Origin of the sequence: Bradyrhizobium valentinum (assembly GCF_001440405.1) — a bacterium.
Taxonomy (GTDB): domain Bacteria; phylum Pseudomonadota; class Alphaproteobacteria; order Rhizobiales; family Xanthobacteraceae; genus Bradyrhizobium; species Bradyrhizobium valentinum.
In genome coordinates this window covers 10,762-27,288 of record NZ_LLXX01000218.1, presented here as the reverse complement: position 1 = coordinate 27,288, position 16,527 = coordinate 10,762, and the positions used below count along the sequence as shown (strand labels likewise).

Annotated in this window: 8 protein-coding genes, 1 tRNA gene, 1 rRNA gene and 1 pseudogene; 6 read left to right on the top strand and 5 right to left on the bottom strand. The window is 60.8% G+C overall.

The window, feature by feature from the left end; genetic code table 11:
- Nucleotides 1-252: 252 nt before the first annotated feature.
- Nucleotides 253-3,573 carry an adenylate/guanylate cyclase domain-containing protein gene (locus CP49_RS37680; RefSeq protein WP_082646442.1) on the bottom strand — a complete coding sequence of 1,107 codons (3,321 nt, stop codon included), beginning with the start codon at nt 3,571-3,573 and terminating at the stop codon, nt 253-255.
- Between the two features lie 356 nt (nt 3,574-3,929).
- On the opposite strand from CP49_RS37680, the gene CP49_RS37675 reads away from it, so the two are divergent.
- Together CP49_RS37675 and CP49_RS37665 are read left to right on the top strand one after the other, a co-directional pair.
- A complete protein-coding gene (locus tag CP49_RS37675; RefSeq protein ID WP_057855157.1) occupies nt 3,930-4,154 on the top strand; it encodes a hypothetical protein in 225 nt (74 codons plus the stop codon).
- A 692-nt stretch (nt 4,155-4,846) separates the two neighbouring features.
- A complete protein-coding gene (locus tag CP49_RS37665) occupies nt 4,847-5,212 on the top strand; it encodes a hypothetical protein (protein ID WP_057855155.1) in 366 nt (121 codons plus the stop codon).
- Between the two features lie 1,122 nt (nt 5,213-6,334).
- Here the strand turns inward: CP49_RS37665 and CP49_RS37655 are convergent.
- A complete protein-coding gene (locus CP49_RS37655; protein ID WP_057855153.1) occupies nt 6,335-7,120 on the bottom strand; it encodes an MOSC domain-containing protein in 786 nt (261 codons plus the stop codon).
- Nucleotides 7,121-7,340: 220 nt separating this feature from the next.
- On the opposite strand from CP49_RS37655, the pseudogene clpB reads away from it, so the two are divergent.
- Nucleotides 7,341-10,008, top strand: a pseudogene (clpB, locus tag CP49_RS37650) (ATP-dependent chaperone ClpB).
- 46 nt (nt 10,009-10,054) lie between these two features.
- Here clpB and CP49_RS37645 read toward each other — a convergent pair.
- Together CP49_RS37645 and CP49_RS37640 are read right to left on the bottom strand one after the other, a co-directional pair.
- Nucleotides 10,055-10,342, bottom strand: a complete 288-nt coding sequence (locus CP49_RS37645; RefSeq protein ID WP_338060458.1) for a hypothetical protein — start codon at nt 10,340-10,342, stop codon at nt 10,055-10,057.
- 316 nt (nt 10,343-10,658) lie between these two features.
- A complete protein-coding gene (locus CP49_RS37640) occupies nt 10,659-11,018 on the bottom strand; it encodes an SPW repeat protein (protein ID WP_057855176.1) in 360 nt (119 codons plus the stop codon).
- A 233-nt stretch (nt 11,019-11,251) separates the two neighbouring features.
- Between CP49_RS37640 and CP49_RS37635 the strand changes: the two genes are divergently transcribed.
- Nucleotides 11,252-11,662 carry a hypothetical protein gene (locus CP49_RS37635; RefSeq protein WP_156438871.1) on the top strand — a complete coding sequence of 137 codons (411 nt, stop codon included), beginning with the start codon at nt 11,252-11,254 and terminating at the stop codon, nt 11,660-11,662.
- Nucleotides 11,663-11,730: 68 nt separating this feature from the next.
- On the opposite strand, the gene CP49_RS37630 is transcribed toward CP49_RS37635, so the two are convergent.
- The gene (locus tag CP49_RS37630; protein ID WP_057855151.1) at nt 11,731-13,800 is read right to left on the bottom strand and encodes a M23 family metallopeptidase; all 2,070 of its coding nucleotides are present in this window, start codon (nt 13,798-13,800) and stop codon (nt 11,731-11,733) included.
- Nucleotides 13,801-14,642: 842 nt separating this feature from the next.
- Here CP49_RS37630 and CP49_RS37625 point away from each other — a divergent pair.
- Nucleotides 14,643-16,131, top strand: a 16S ribosomal RNA gene (locus tag CP49_RS37625).
- A 245-nt stretch (nt 16,132-16,376) separates the two neighbouring features.
- A tRNA-Ile gene (locus CP49_RS37620) sits at nt 16,377-16,453 on the top strand.
- Nucleotides 16,454-16,527 lie beyond the last annotated feature (74 nt).

Sequence of the window (16,527 nt, the reverse complement as noted above, 5' to 3'; positions counted from 1 at the left end):
CCCTGCGTGCGAATCTGAGCCGACAGCATTGTCTGCGGCGTTTCGGCAGGAGCCTGCTGCGCCCCTACCGGTGGGCTGAAAAGGACAGCAGCGATAGCCAGGAGTAACGATCCAGGTGTTTTGCGCATGACGTCAACCCTCAAGGCGGGCATCCCGTTCGTCTGAATGCCGAACTATACCGCAAAAGCACCGGCGTTGTCCGCTTGGAGTCATTGTGCCGGGTCCGGAAACTTCGTCGCCGGATGGCCTTTATCAACGAAGCTCGCCGAGCAACGCCTTGGCTTTTCGAAGGTCGCTTGTGTCAAAACCTTCGGTGAACCAATCGTAGATGGGGGCGAGAAGGTCACGTCCCGTTTGCCGTTTTCCCTGATCGCTCAGGAGCCGCGCCAGGCTCATGGCCGCACGCAATTCCCACGACTTTGCCTGCTGCGCTCGCGCAACGGTCAGGGAATGCTCGAAATACGCCTGCGCCTTCGCCTCGTCCCGCTGCGGCGAGTTGAGCGCGATTTCGCCGGCAACGCGATGAGCCTCAGCCTCGCACCATCTTTCCTTGGTTGCTTGCATCGCCGTCATTGCGTTGCCGATGCAGCGCCAGGCATCATCGAATTGGCCCGAATCCGCGTGCGCAATTGCCAACATGAACTCCTGCTCCGGTGTAAATATCGTCGATCCGGCCGCCCGCCATAAATCAATACCCGCCGTGACGATCTCGACGGCTTCTGTGGCACCCGTGAGGGTTAGGATATAGCCCCGCCGCAACACGCCTTCTGCTTTTCGGAACGGGGCACCTTTCTCCTCCGCCAGCGCGACTAGCTCTTTGAGATGCTCATTTGCGGCATGGTAATTGCCGCAGTAGGTATTAACAAGAATCGGGAAATTCAGCGTAAACATCAAAGTGGCAGCGTGCTCAATCTGACGCGCTTCCGTTAGCGCGCAGTCTGCGTCGTTCAGCGCAGCTTGGGGATAACCGAGCAGCCACGAGGCCATTGAACGAAAGGCCAGGCACGTTACCCGGAGGTCCTGGCCAAATCGCGTCATCAATCGCCGGTGCTCGGCGGGGCGATAGAGGCCGAGGGCTTCATTGTAGTGCGCTCGGGCCTCAACGAGGTCCCCCCTCAGCGCAAGCGTACTCGCCATGGTACGGTGTCCAATCATCAGCGGTACGGCCGCTCCCTCTTTCTCGCCAAGTTCCAGAAATCGGCTTGCGAGTTCGCGAGCAGCGTCACCATCGAAGTTTATGAAATTGACGATCCACTGGCCAAAGAGGGCTGAGAGGAGCAGCGAAGGGTCATCGGGAGACTCTCCAAGCTGTTCGGCTTGTTCGATAAACGCTCTCGCCTGCGCCACGGCCGCCTTGGTTTCGGGAGCGCCATACCCCTTGACATGCATGAGCGTGTTCACGAGCGCGACTTGCAGGATGATCTGCTCGCGCCGCAGGTCGGGCGCGCTGGGCAAGGTTGCTATTTGCGCCAGCGCCTGGCCAAGCTGTTCTGCGGCTTCGACTAGCGCCGAGCGCTCCTGTGACCGCAGTCCCGCCTTGCCCCACAGACGCGCTGACTTCGCGATCAGGTCGGCCTTTGTGTAGTGACGCGCGAGCAGCTCGGGTTGGCTCTCGGCAATTTCCGGGAACTGGCTTTCAAGGATTTCGGCGATAAGCGCGTTCAGCGCGCGCCTCGGCTCTCGCAGCAGCGTACTGTAGGCTGCGTCCTGCACAAGCGCATGCTTGAACAGGTAGGTCGCATGTGGCGGGATGCCCTGTCGAAACAACAAACCCGCCGCAATGAGCCGGTTGAGGTCGGCATCCAATTCCGCTTCCGGCTTTCGCGCGACCGCCGCCAGCAACATGTGTGGAAATTCCCGGCCGATCGCCGCGCCGACCTGCGCGACGTCTTTCGCCGGGCCGAGCCGGTCGAGCCGCGACATCAGCGAAGCCTGCAGGCTTGCCGGAACCGCGACGACAGGCGTCGGGGCCCCTGTGCAGGCCCGCTGCGCATCACTCTCCCCCTCCGCGTCCAGCACCGCCTTGGTCATCTCCTCGGCGAACAGTGGAATGCCGTCGGTGCGCTCAATGATGTCCTGGCGAATGCCCGCCGGCAACGATCGGTTGCCGGCGACTCCCTCGATCAGGGAATGGATGTCGCATGGCGCCAGCCGGTTGAGGGTCAGCTCACTCACGTGCGGCCGTCCGGTCCAGGGCGGGCTGAATTCCGGCCTGAACGTAACAAGTATCAAGAGCCGGTGGCTCACGGCCAGGTCCACCGCCCGGGCGAAGAATTCGAGGCTGGTTGGATCGGTCCAATGCGCATCTTCGAAAATCATCAGCACGGGATTGATCCGCGCCAGCACCTCGATGTGCGAACCAAGAGCTTTCAGCGTTTTCTGACGACGGAGCTGCGGTTCGACTTCAACCGGTGGGTAGCGTCCATCGTAGGGCAGCGACAGCATTTCGGCAAACAGCGCCGCATCCTCTGAAGGCGTCGAGCTATGCGCCAGCAGCGCGTCAAGCTTGTCCGCCTTCGCTTGCTGGCTGTCATCGTGAGCAAAGCCAGCGGCGCGACACATCTCGCCGATCACCGGATAGAGCGTGCTGTCGGTGTGCTGCGGCGAGCAGAAGTACTGCAGGCGTATGTGCGGCTCGTGAACAAGCTGTTCCAGCAGCGCGACGGTGAGTCGTGATTTGCCGATCCCCGCTTCACCAGAAAGCAGCACCACCTGACCTTCGCCACACTTGGCCCGCTTCCATCGGCTCAGAATTAGCTCCATTTCTTCATCACGACCGATCAGCGGCAGTACAGCGCAGCTTTGGAGAGCGTGCGATCGGCTGGTCACCGTTGTCTTGCCGGCGACTTGCCAGGCAGCGACTGGTTTTGCGAAACCCTTGATCTCGACTTTACCGAGATCGAGATACTCGAATTGCGGTCCTGCGATCGTCTTTGTGCGACCCGAGATAACAACGCCGCCGGGCTCTGCGAGCGATTGCAGTCGGGCGGCAAGATTCGGGGTGTCGCCGAGGATGCCATGCTCCTCGGAAATCGCGCTATCTGACATATCGCCAACAATCGCTACGCCCGTTGCAACACCGACGCGCGCGCTCAACTTCTCCTTCGCGGGCAAGGCGGCGATCGCCTGCACCAGTGCGAGGCTGGCTTGAACGGCACGCTCCGCGTCGTCTTCGTGCGCCTGAGGATAGCCAAAGCATACGATCGCGCCGTCCCCATGATGTCGCGCGACAAAGCCGTCGAAGCGGGCAATGGTTTCAGTAATGCAGCGCCGGTAGCTGGCAATGATTGCGCTGAAGTCCTCGGGATCGAGCCTTGCGGAGAGCGCAGTCGATCCGACCAGGTCACAGAACAGGACCGTAAGCTGCCGGCGCTCGATCGGGCGCGAGTCCCGTGCCGTCGGCACTACCGCGGGAGAATCCACGCGCAATTTGATCCCGCAGTCGCCGCAGAACTTGTTTGGGGCCGGGTTTGCCGCGCCGCAGGCCAGACAGCGCCGCACGACCGCCGCTCCGCACTGCCCACAGAATTTCCTTTGCTCCGGGACTTCGGCTGCGCAATTCGTGCAGAGCATCCGGACCTCAAACGGATATCGATAACGCCATTACAATGCGCCGGAACGATGCGCCGGAAGTCGAGGGCACCATATGATCTTGGTCACAACTCCGGGTGATCGGTCTCAAGGTTCCATTATTATGCCTCTAAAGCGGAGGCCGACGTTGTTTTTCGTAGGATGGGTGGGGCGAAGCGATACCCATCAATATCTCCGTTCACGCCGGCGATGGGTTTCGCGGAGTTTATCATCGGTGCGGTCGCGGTACCGAAACGCAACAGCCGGCCACAATCAGATTTCAGCAGCAGAGTGTAACGAAGGAACCAACCAGACTCAGGTTAGATTCCGTGTGGGTTGGAACTTGGCAGGGGGCTGCAATGCCATACTTCAATTTTGATCTTGTCATCGGCGCAGAGTTCAAAAACCAGGGCGGCATGTTTCTCGAAAACACGGAAAACGCGATCGATAAGGCTGATAGCCTCGCGAGCGAGCTTCGCATCGTTCGGCCCGAGCTGTGTTCGACCGGATGTGCCGTGCGTGTCACCGACGGAGACAGACACGAACTCTACCGTACTCCGGTCGAACCTATCGGCCGCGGATGAAATCGGTCCTGTCGCGGACGATGCACGCCATAGGCGCACGAGATCGAATTGGCCTTTAGATCAGGGCAAGGGCATTAGTTGAGTTGGTAGCGACCTCTTACCCTTGGGGCAGCCGGTTCGTTCGTTGTGGGGCTGAATCCGAACTGGAGAGTCGCTGGAATGGTTCGGATCAGATGCCGATGACTCGATCGCACTCATAAACTCGGCTACGGCAGCGTTCGACGACCATTCCACGTAGCTGACAACGGCGAACACAAGTGCGAGCAGGGTGAGAAGCGCGACCACCATGGTGGTCCCCATTCCCCCCCAATGGCTTTGGGTGTTGAAGAGCATCGCACGTCTCCCGAAACCGGGTTTGCGACGGCCTTAGATCAACTCGCGATTATCAAATGTGAACTACCTCACGTTTCACGCTCACTTGATGCGGAGACGGAACGCCACACGTCTTTTTGCTTGGACGGTTCCGGTGCGCAATGAGCATCATTGCGAGCGGAGAAAGTTTAAGAGGCCCGTAGTTTTGCGGATCCACTTGTGCGGTCGAAAGCGAACAGGAAAACAACAGTCCTGCTTAAATGAGAAGATCACTCAGAAATAAGATTCCATTTTCCTCTGAGGGTGGCCTGATTGATTGCCGGACAGTTTGTGTGATTCGCGGATGCTAAATTTGGTGACAGTCCATAACGGAGGCTGCCATGAAAGCGTTCGGTCGCGTACTGACGATCTTCGGTCTTGTCTTGTTTTCTGTTCGGGCTGACGCTCACGACCCATCGATGCCGAACCACGAGTGGTTCAACAAGCAGGAAATGAACCCGGCCGCCCGGCAGCGACTTGGCGTTCCCTGGAAATCTTGCTGCAACAACGGCGACGTATTCAAGACCCGTTTCAGGGTTGGCGAGGATCGCTCAGACCAGTGGCAGTACCTCAAAGATGGCGCGTGGAAAATCATCCCACCCGACATCATAAAAGAAGAAGACACCCCTGATCGCACCCCCGTGCTGTTCATTAACCGACACACGGGAGTTGAGCTTTGCTTCTTCGTGCCGCGCGGAGGTCTTTGATGAGCAGCCGGTATCCGATCCGCGACAGGCCGCCCAACCTCTAGACAGCGGCGTCATTGCGCCGACGGCGATGCACTAAGTCCGCGAGCACGTTAGTCGCATGCCATGTGCTCTGCCCATCCACTAAATAGCGGCGCGCGAAAAATCGTTTTTTTCTGAAAGATCGATTTTCCCTAGCGACTTCAACGTGATTTGCCCGGTCCAGTCCCGTTCGCAAAAATATTCCGCTTCGCCGCAGACCCAAATCACCCGTACAACTTCCGCCGTCCCGTCCCGACAAGAGGGGCGTTGGCCATCGTCACGAACGTGGGACGGGATGCGGTGGACGCGGCAGCGTCAGGCGCGCGGAGTTTGTTCGCAGGGCGGCTTCGGCCGTGAGTGAACATAGCGCGCAGGACGTACGGCGCTGCAGCGTACGGCAAAAGCGTGTGGTTCTGGCACCCGTGGCTGGTGTCAAGCTGGCGGAGGCCGTTCGAATCCAACCGGGTTCGATGAGCCGTTAATCCGGCAGCGACGGAGGCAAAAGGAATTCGTCTCCGGGGAGAGCGCGCCATAAGCCGTCAAACCATTGCGCAGGGAATGCCGGAGTGTTTCGGCTGTACCTGTATGCTCGTGTGCGTTTTCTTTGCGCATTTGGCACACGAGACCGCGGGTGCAGTGATCACCCGGCATTCCCTGCTCCCTCTGTTGGGAGACAAGGTTGATGGAAAAGCTCGGGCGCTTTGCGTCGCGAGATCGCAGGCACTTGCTACGCTGTCATCGTCCGCGAAGGCGGACGATCCAGTAATCCAGAGGCAGTAGTGATTGACTCGATAGGCCGCAGCGTACTGGATACCCCGCTTTCGCGGGGTATGACAGTGGTGGTTTACGGCGCTCTCACCACGTCATTGCGAGCGAAGCAATCCATCGTCACCTCACGCTCGGAAAGATAGATTGCTTCGCTTCGCTCGCAATGACGTGGTGTGAGCGCGGGCCTGCATCCTTCGAGACGCGCGCAAGTGCGCGCTCCTCAGGATGAGGTCTGAGACCCTCATGGTTAGGAGCGCAGCAACGCCGCGCGTCTCGAGCCACGAGGCCCCCGTTGCGCTCCTCGCAATGACGTGGATAGACCCGCGAGCTACCTCACAGCAATTCCGGCTGCTCCGCCGCAATCGTATCGCCGGCGCTGATCGTGCCGCCGGCGATCACCTCGGCATAGATGCCACAGTCGCCATGACCGAGCCTGCGTTGCAGCGCCTGCGGGATGGCGAGGTCGCGTTCGGCGGTGTCGGGATCGACATTGATGGCGGCGCAGCGGACGATGCGTTTCACCACCTTAAGTCTCACATCGCCGATCGCCAGCGTGCGGTCGAGGAGGTCGAATTCGTGCCAGGCCGGCCAGCCCTCAATATAGAGGTTGGCGCGGAAGCGAAGGGGATGGACCGGTGCGCCGACCAGGTTCTCGATGGCGCGGACGCTTGCGAGGTTGATGATCGAAACGACCTTGCGGGCGACGTCCGAAAAGCTGTGGCCGGGACTTTCCAGCACCTTCGGCGGCCCCTTGATCTGGCCGGCAAAGGTTGTGGCGAAGAAGTTCTCGATCGTCCGCCGGCCCTCAGGGGTTGCCAGATTGCCCCGGGCCACGATCTCGCCGTTGTGGTTAATCGAGAGGATGTTGCTCGCATCATCGAAGTGCGTTCGGAGCCCCGCCAGCCATTCGTCGCGCATCAACATCAGGAAATGCGGCTTCGGCAGCCATTTCGGCTCAGCCGGGTCGAAGCCGGAAGGGCCGTTCTCGATGGCGTAGCGGCGGTCGGCCAAAAGGGTCTGCCCCGGCCTGAGTTCGGCCCGGGGCATTTGCTCCGGAGTCAGGCCCTTGACGGGATAGCGGTAGATTTCGGCGATCTTGGCGGGGGAGGTGTCAAGCATGCGGCTTCTTAAGGGATTCCCCGGCGCTTCGCTACACCTTCGAAATTGCGGTCGGGCCTCTTCCGTTTTTCGGCGCGATGCCCACATTCGAGGCAAGCCTGAAAACGGGGCGACGACCGCGGCCGGTTGAGGAAAGTCAATGCGGCCCCGCGGATACCCAATGAAGATGCCGTAATCATGCCTCAGGGGTGGGAACGGCATGCCGAGGGAAGCAAACGATATGAATATTGAAAAATACACCGAGCGGGCGCGCGGCTTTATCCAGTCTGCGCAATCGCTGGCCATGCGCGACGGGCACCAGCAGTTTTCGCCGCTGCATATGCTGAAAGTGCTGCTGGACGATAGCGAGGGGCTTGCCGGTGGTCTGATCGACCGCGCCGGCGGAAACTCCCGCGCCATCCTCAAGGCGACCGAGGACGCGCTGAAGAAACTGCCGAAAGTTTCGGGAAGCGGCGCCGGACAGATCTATCTTTCTACTGATCTTGCGCGCGCCTTCGACGCGGCGGAAAAGGCCGCCGAGAAGGCTGGCGACAGCTTTGTCACGGTCGAGCGGTTGCTGCTCGGGCTGGCGCTTGAGAAGAGCAGCGAGGCCGGCACCATTCTGAGCAAGGGCGGCGTCACGCCGCAAAGCCTCAATGCGGCGATCGAAGCGCTGCGCAAGGGCCGCAGCGCCGACAGCGCCACGGCCGAAAACGCCTATGACGCGCTGAAGAAATATGCCCGCGACCTCACGCAGGCGGCGCGCGACGGCAAGCTCGATCCTGTGATCGGCCGCGACGAGGAAATCCGCCGCACCATTCAGGTGCTCTCCCGCCGCACCAAGAACAATCCCGTGCTGATCGGCGAACCCGGCGTCGGCAAGACCGCCATCGTCGAGGGCCTGGCGCTGCGCATCCTTAACGGCGACGTGCCCGAGAGCCTGCAGGACAAGAAGCTGCTTTCGCTCGACATGGGCGCGCTGATTGCGGGCGCCAAATACCGCGGTGAGTTCGAGGAGCGGCTGAAGGCCGTGCTGCAGGAAGTCACCGCGGCCGAAGGCTCGATCATCCTGTTCATCGACGAGATGCACACCCTCGTCGGCGCCGGCAAGGCGGATGGCGCGATGGATGCGTCCAACCTGTTGAAGCCGGCGCTGGCGCGCGGCGAGCTGCATTGCATCGGCGCGACCACGCTCGACGAATATCGCAAGCACGTCGAAAAGGACGCGGCGCTGGCCCGGCGCTTCCAGCCGATCTTCGTCTCCGAGCCGACGGTGGAGGATACGATCTCGATCCTGCGCGGGCTGAAGGACAAATACGAACAGCACCACGGCGTGCGCATCACCGATTCCGCGCTTGTTGCGGCGACCGCGCTGTCGAACCGCTACATCACCGACCGTTTCCTGCCCGACAAGGCGATCGACCTGGTCGACGAGGCCTCGGCGCGGCTGAAGATGCAGGTCGATTCGAAGCCGGAAGAGCTCGATTTGATGGACCGGGAAATCATCCGGCTGAAGATCGAGCAGGAGGCGCTTAAGAAGGAAACCGACGCCGGCTCCAAGAGCCGCCTGCAGGTTCTGGAGAAGGAGCTGGCCGACCTCTCGGAGAAATCGGCGGCGCTGACGGCGCGTTGGAGTGCGGAAAAGAACAAGCTCTCCGACGCCCAAAAGCTGAAGAGCGAACTCGATGCCTTGCGCATCGAACTCGCCAATGCGCAGCGCCGCGGCGAATTCCAGCGCGCGGGCGAACTCGCCTATGGCAAGATTCCCGAGCTGGAAAAGCGGCTCACCGACCTCGAAGCCAAGGAGGATGTCAGCGAGGATGTCGGCGAGATGATGGAAGAGGCTGTCACGGCCAACCACATCGCGCAGGTGGTGTCACGCTGGACCGGCGTTCCCGTCGACAAGATGTTGGAGGGCGAAAAAGACAAGCTCCTGAAAATGGAGAACTCGCTCGGCAAGCGCGTGGTCGGCCAGGCCGAAGCCGTGCGTGCGGTGGCAACCGCCGTGCGCCGTTCGCGCGCCGGCTTGCAGGATCCGAACCGGCCGATGGGCTCGTTCATGTTCTTGGGGCCGACCGGCGTAGGCAAGACCGAGCTGACGAAAGCGCTCGCCGAATACCTGTTCAACGACGAGACCGCGATGGTCCGCCTCGACATGTCCGAGTTCATGGAAAAGCACTCGGTGTCGCGGCTAATCGGCGCGCCTCCCGGCTATGTCGGCTATGACGAGGGCGGGGCGCTCACCGAAGCGGTACGGCGGCGGCCCTATCAGGTGGTGCTGTTCGACGAGATCGAGAAGGCGCATCCTGATGTGTTCAACGTGCTTTTGCAGGTGCTCGACGACGGCCGCCTGACCGATGGCCAGGGCCGCACCGTCGACTTCCGCAACACGCTGATCATCATGACCTCGAACCTCGGTTCGGAATTCCTGGTGAACCAGCCGGAGGGCGATGATACGTCTGCGGTGCGCGAACAGGTGATGGGCATGGTACGGGCGCATTTCCGGCCCGAATTCCTCAACCGCGTCGACGAGATTATCCTCTTCCATCGCTTGCAGAAGAGCGAGATGGGCCGGATCGTCGAGATCCAGTTCGCTCGTCTCCAGAAGCTGCTGGAAGATCGCAAGATCACGCTGACGCTGGACGCCGCGGCGCGCGACTGGCTGGCCGCCAAGGGCTGGGATCCCGCCTATGGCGCCCGGCCGCTGAAGCGGGTGATCCAGCGCAACCTGCAGGACCCGCTGGCCGAGATGATCCTCGCCGGCGAGGTCGCCGACGGCGATCGCGTCGTGATCTCGAGCGAAGGCAACGTGCTGACGTTCAACGGCAAGGCGCCTCAGACTCAAGGCGCCTCAGACTGCCGAGATCGCGCAGTTCGAGGCGCCGGTGCCGAAGCGGAAGCTGAACTGACCTAAAATGGATGTGCTCCGGCCCGCGCCGCGCGCGCCGGGGCATCTCAGCCCTGAGTGATGGAAGGTCCGGCGGCAGACCCGGCGTCGTAGTCATCGTCGTCGGGCTCGAGTTCGGAGAGAATATCGACGAGCTCGCGAACCCGCCCCGTCGCCAGCGGCCGGCCTGAATTGAGCAGCGGCTCGTCATTGGCCATCCAGGCCTGGGCTTCGGCGAGTTCGTCCGTCGTTGCCCCGGTTGCGATGATATTGGCAATGGTCACGTCGTCGACGTCGCCGATCGCCTTGATGATGGCGTCCCGGCTAATGCGCTCGGATCCCGACATGTTCGCCATGACACTCCTCCATCGAGGGTTTGCCGATCCTCATTCCAATTGCCGCTCCCCATTCAGGTTCCCGCGGTAGCCGATGAGACTTGCGATTGATCAGTTGACCGTGCCCCGCAAGCCAACTCGACAGCAGGTCGTCGCCGCCATTGCGGCCGCGCGACCCAGCCGTATGGACGGGAATTGGCAACAACAGGTGCAATATTGAAATTCCGGGCAGTGACGCACCACCCATCCTCGCCCCACTGTTCGAATTCATGCACCACCGCCCCGGCGCCGGGCTGACTTGTCCAACGCCGGGCCGGCTTATTGAAAAAGGTTGGCCTCAGCGGCCTGTCGTCAGCCGAGGCGGGTTCTGGGACATCATCCAGAGTTCGATCGCCGCCAGGATCGCCACGGCCGCGCCGATCACCACATGCACAGTCATCGCGGTGGTTCCCTGGAAGCCCAGGACCCAGGGCGAAACCAGCGCCCAAAGTCCGACGACGAGGTTCAACCACTCCTCCCAGACCGCGTATGCCGCCAGTGCCGCGACCGCAAGGACCACGATAACGAGACCGGTAATATTAGCATTCGCGGAGACCTTTCCGGTGTCGAACCCAAATATCCAAGGCGATAACAGAAGAATCGCACCAAGGATCAGGTTCGCGACGTCACAGTATTTTGCGTTCGTCCAGTTCTCCATGGCAGCCTCCATTGGAGGTTTTCCTATGCAAATCAACCGGATAACCGCGTGCCGGTTCCGCTGGCGTTAGGAAAATTTAACGAAACCGGCGTGGTTACCGTTGGTTGGTGCCCGAAGCGCGTTTCAGCAGAAACCCTGCAAGAAGTCCGGCGGCAAATGCGGCGATTGGCTGGCTTGTTCCCGTCGCGACACAGGGTGTGGCCGAGCCGGTCCCAAGGCAGGAGGCAGCTTCCATGACCAGGGAACTCGTTGTCCGCAAGACCCGCGTGTTCGATCAATTTCACCCCGGCGTTTACGGCGCCGCGGTCGGCCTTGTCGCCTGGTTCGCTGCCTCGGCATGGATCTTGTTCGACCGCCAAAGCGATATCGGGCTTCCGCTCGCGATGGTGAGTGTCCTGCTGCTGGTCGCCGTGGTGCTGCCTTGGTTGCTGTCCCTGGTCTGGAGCAGGCACCGGATGCCTCATGAGCGGGATCCGAACAGCATTTCACTGCGCGATTGGAGAACCGGCGAGTTCGTGGTCTGGGGCAGCCGGCTTCACGGCACAGAGGCCGCCATCGACATGCTGCTGCCGCTCGCGGCCGTGGCATTCGGTCTTACGGCGCTGGGAATCGTTTTTCTGATCTGCGCCAGCGGCGCTCGCTAGACGCTCCGGCCCGTCGTCCGCTCGCAATCGCCAAGCGGCGCGGAGTCGGCGTCGTTAGCGGCTGAGGTTCAGCGGCTGACCTGGCGTGTTTGCGGCGTGGCGCCGCCGGCATCGGAGACGCGGGCCGAACTGCCGCGACTATTCATCTGGGCATCGAGGCGGTCGCGCTCCTTTTCGAAGCTCGTCAGCAGTCCGCCTTCGAGCGAACGGCCGCGCGGCAGCTTGACACGCATCGGATCGACGAAGCGGCCGTTGACCAGGATTTCGTAGTGGACGTGGGCGCCGGTCGACATGCCCGTCGATCCGACAAAGCCGATCACCTGGCCCTGGCGCACGCGCTTGCCGGGCTCCATGCCCTTGGCGAAGGCGGACATGTGGCCGTAGGCGGTCTCGTAGCCGTTATTATGTTTCAGGCGAACGTATTTGCCGTAGCCGCCTTCCCAACCGACTTTTTCGACCACGCCATTGCCCGAGGCGAAAATCGGCGTGCCGTAGGGGGTCGCCCAGTCCACACCGGTGTGCATCTTGGTATAGCCGAGGATCGGATGGCGGCGGCCGCCGAAGCCGGAGCGCATGATCGCGTTGCTGACGGGTTTGCGGACCAGGAACTTCTTCGCGCTCTTGCCGGTCTCGTCGTAAAAGTCGACGACGGAATCATCGGGGGTCTGGAAGCGATAATATTTCTTGGTCTCGCCGCCGACGGTGAGCGAGGCGAACAGCACCTCTGTCTTTTCGGTGCTGGGTGTGGCTTCGTCATCGCCGGCGAAGAATACGTCGAAGGAATCGCCTGGCTGCACCTTGCGCTGGAAGTCGACGTCGTAGGAATAGATGCGGACCATGTCCTCGATCACGGCGGCCGGCACCTTGTTGCGCAGGGCGGTCTCGTAGATGCTCTGGTAGAGCCGGACGCCGCTGCCATCATCATCATCATCGTCGTCGTCGTCCTTGCCGGTAGCGGCTTCGGCGACGGTATTCATGCTCTGCACGTCGACGGCGACGTATTTGCCGACGTCCGAAAGCGCGGCCACTGCTTCGACGGTGGTCTCGTTGGCGACGATCACGCGATAGGGCTGCAGCCGGGCCGCGGGGCCGAGCCCCGAGGGTGCCATCAGGATACGAACCTTCTGGCCTTCCTTCAGACCGCCGTCGCGGCCGCGGGCGCCAAGGGTCAACGCAACCGCCCTGGCCTCATCGGGGGTCGCGCCCTGGTCGCGCAGGATCGAGGCGATGCTGTCGCCCTTCTTCACGATGTGAACGCGTTCGCCGGACGGGTTGCCGCCGGTGATCTGGTCTTTGGTCTTCGGCAGCAGGGTGACGTTTTCCGGCACCACGCGGGTTTCGAAGCCGGCATAGGGATCGGAAACGTTGCCTTCGGTGGCATAGGCGAGCTTGAGATCGGACTGCACGCCGCTGGCGTCGGCCGCGGCATTGGCAAGCGCCGTGTAGCGGACGCCGCCCGAGCCACGCCAGCTCGCGGCATCTCGTACCCGCATCAAGACTTCATCGAGCGCGACCACGGCGGCGAGTTTCGCCTTTGGCAGCACCGTTGCGAGATCCTTGGTAACGAAGGAGACCTCGGCGTCGGGTTCGACGGCTTCGGGATTGTTCGGATCTTCGGAAGCAGCCTGGGCCGTGGTGCCGACATCAGTCAGCATGCGCTGGGCGTTGAACGGCGGGATCTTGGAGCTGAGATCGCTCGTCGTCATCGACAGATTGCCCGAGATGCGGACGAACGGCCGCACCCGCATCACGTCGCGGTTCCCGACGCGGGTGACGGTCGATACCCGCATGACATTGCGCGAGGCGGTGGATTCGCCGGGCGGCGGCAGGCGGTCGCTCTTGTGCAGGGTGACGGTGCGATCGTTGGCGCCGAATGCCCCGCGCAATGCGCCTTCGACGCGCTCCGGCACCTTGGCAAAGGTCATTTCGCCGTCGAGCGACGCAAAAACGGCGCCGCCGATGAGGGCCGCGCCGCACAGACCGGTCAGGATAGTACCGCTAAACCATTGTACGGAGACACGGCGGCGATCGATCACCGCAGCCTCGGAGCCATCGACGGAAAGTGGCGGCTCGTGACCGAGATCGATGATCCCGATCTCGCGTCCATAGCCGCTTCCGCGTGGCGCCTTCTGGCTCAACCCTGTGTCCCCCCAAATTCCATCGACATCGACAAGACCCTCGCCCGATCCAGACCCCACGTTTCCGCTCTCTTTCTAGGGAGCGATTCCGGAGCCTGGCGTTGCCGCACGCATGGAAATTCGGGAATCAGAGGCCAGAAGAAGACCGGCCGCAGCCTCGAACGTCAATGGTGAGCAGGTCTCTCGAAGTTTCCTGGCCGCGTGGGAAAGGCGACGGGTTCGTCGAGATCGCCTGTCCCGAGTAAGATGAGCACCGGCAGCCCCCACTGGCACCCGGCGATTCAATGCATACTTATAGTCAGAACGTCGCAGGAATGTGGCTCAAGTGCGGCCAAAGGCCCGAAACATAGGGACTTCTTGGCGTCGCAAAATTCTTCCACCTGATGCGACAATTTGTTGACGATGGGCGTTGACAACCCCGATCGGGCGGGCCTATAACCCGGCCACTGAGCGCGGCGATGCATTGGCCCCGAGGCCAAGGCATCTATTCGCGCCCCGTAAGCTCCTCATTACGATGAGTGACTCAACAGCCGATAGCAGTCGGTTGTTATTTGTCGTCGGATGAGGTCTGCGGGAACCTTCCAGAAGTGGAAGGGTGGGGTCCAAGTGATCCCGGGCTGTTTGACAAGTGAAGATGAAGAAAGAGAAACGTGGACGGCGGAGTCCTTGCGAGTCTCGATTACTTGAATACGCAAGTATTGAAGTGTTGAGGCTGGACGAAAGACTTCGGCGGTACACGTTTACATAGGTTACACCATCGTCGTCAGCGATGTGAATCGTCGGCGATATATATGGTGGGACCTCGTCAAACGTTGTGATCAGCCGGTTTAAAGTTTCAAGTCCAACTTGAGAGTTTGATCCTGGCTCAGAGCGAACGCTGGCGGCAGGCTTAACACATGCAAGTCGAGCGGGCGTAGCAATACGTCAGCGGCAGACGGGTGAGTAACGCGTGGGAACGTACCTTTTGGTTCGGAACAACCCAGGGAAACTTGGGCTAATACCGGATAAGCCCTTACGGGGAAAGATTTATCGCCGAAAGATCGGCCCGCGTCTGATTAGCTAGTTGGTGAGGTAATGGCTCACCAAGGCGACGATCAGTAGCTGGTCTGAGAGGATGATCAGCCACATTGGGACTGAGACACGGCCCAAACTCCTACGGGAGGCAGCAGTGGGGAATATTGGACAATGGGCGCAAGCCTGATCCAGCCATGCCGCGTGAGTGATGAAGGCCCTAGGGTTGTAAAGCTCTTTTGTGCGGGAAGATAATGACGGTACCGCAAGAATAAGCCCCGGCTAACTTCGTGCCAGCAGCCGCGGTAATACGAAGGGGGCTAGCGTTGCTCGGAATCACTGGGCGTAAAGGGTGCGTAGGCGGGTCTTTAAGTCAGGGGTGAAATCCTGGAGCTCAACTCCAGAACTGCCTTTGATACTGAAGATCTTGAGTTCGGGAGAGGTGAGTGGAACTGCGAGTGTAGAGGTGAAATTCGTAGATATTCGCAAGAACACCAGTGGCGAAGGCGGCTCACTGGCCCGATACTGACGCTGAGGCACGAAAGCGTGGGGAGCAAACAGGATTAGATACCCTGGTAGTCCACGCCGTAAACGATGAATGCCAGCCGTTAGTGGGTTTACTCACTAGTGGCGCAGCTAACGCTTTAAGCATTCCGCCTGGGGAGTACGGTCGCAAGATTAAAACTCAAAGGAATTGACGGGGGCCCGCACAAGCGGTGGAGCATGTGGTTTAATTCGACGCAACGCGCAGAACCTTACCAGCCCTTGACATCCCGGTCGCGGACTCCAGAGATGGAGTTCTTCAGTTCGGCTGGACCGGAGACAGGTGCTGCATGGCTGTCGTCAGCTCGTGTCGTGAGATGTTGGGTTAAGTCCCGCAACGAGCGCAACCCCCGTCCTTAGTTGCTACCATTCAGTTGAGCACTCTAAGGAGACTGCCGGTGATAAGCCGCGAGGAAGGTGGGGATGACGTCAAGTCCTCATGGCCCTTACGGGCTGGGCTACACACGTGCTACAATGGCGGTGACAATGGGATGCTAAGGGGTGACCCTTCGCAAATCTCAAAAAGCCGTCTCAGTTCGGATTGGGCTCTGCAACTCGAGCCCATGAAGTTGGAATCGCTAGTAATCGTGGATCAGCACGCCACGGTGAATACGTTCCCGGGCCTTGTACACACCGCCCGTCACACCATGGGAGTTGGTTTTACCTGAAGACGGTGCGCTAACCGAAAGGGGGCAGCCGGCCACGGTAGGGTCAGCGACTGGGGTGAAGTCGTAACAAGGTAGCCGTAGGGGAACCTGCGGCTGGATCACCTCCTTTCTAAGGATGATCCTTCAGATAGCTTGCTATCTATCGGATCGTTTTAGAAACATCAGTGGCCAACGATCGTCAGGATTGTTGAGCTGCATTGGCGGGATTTCGCCGTCTTCGTTTCTCTTTCTTCGCGGACGAACACGCGCCAGGGGCTTAGCGCTGTGCGAAGGTTTGGCGCCTGTGCGATGCATTGGCGCGAGCCGATTGCGCGCGAGCATGTCCCTGACCCTTCCAGTGGGAAGGAGCGTTAGGGGCTTGTAGCTCAGTTGGTTAGAGCGCGCGCTTGATAAGCGTGAGGTCGGAAGTTCAAGTCTTCCCAGGCCCACCAGCCTTCGCTGCTACGCAGCTTCGGCTCGGCAGGCCTTCCTTGAACGAAGGCTGCTGCGCCGTAGCGCCAGCGAA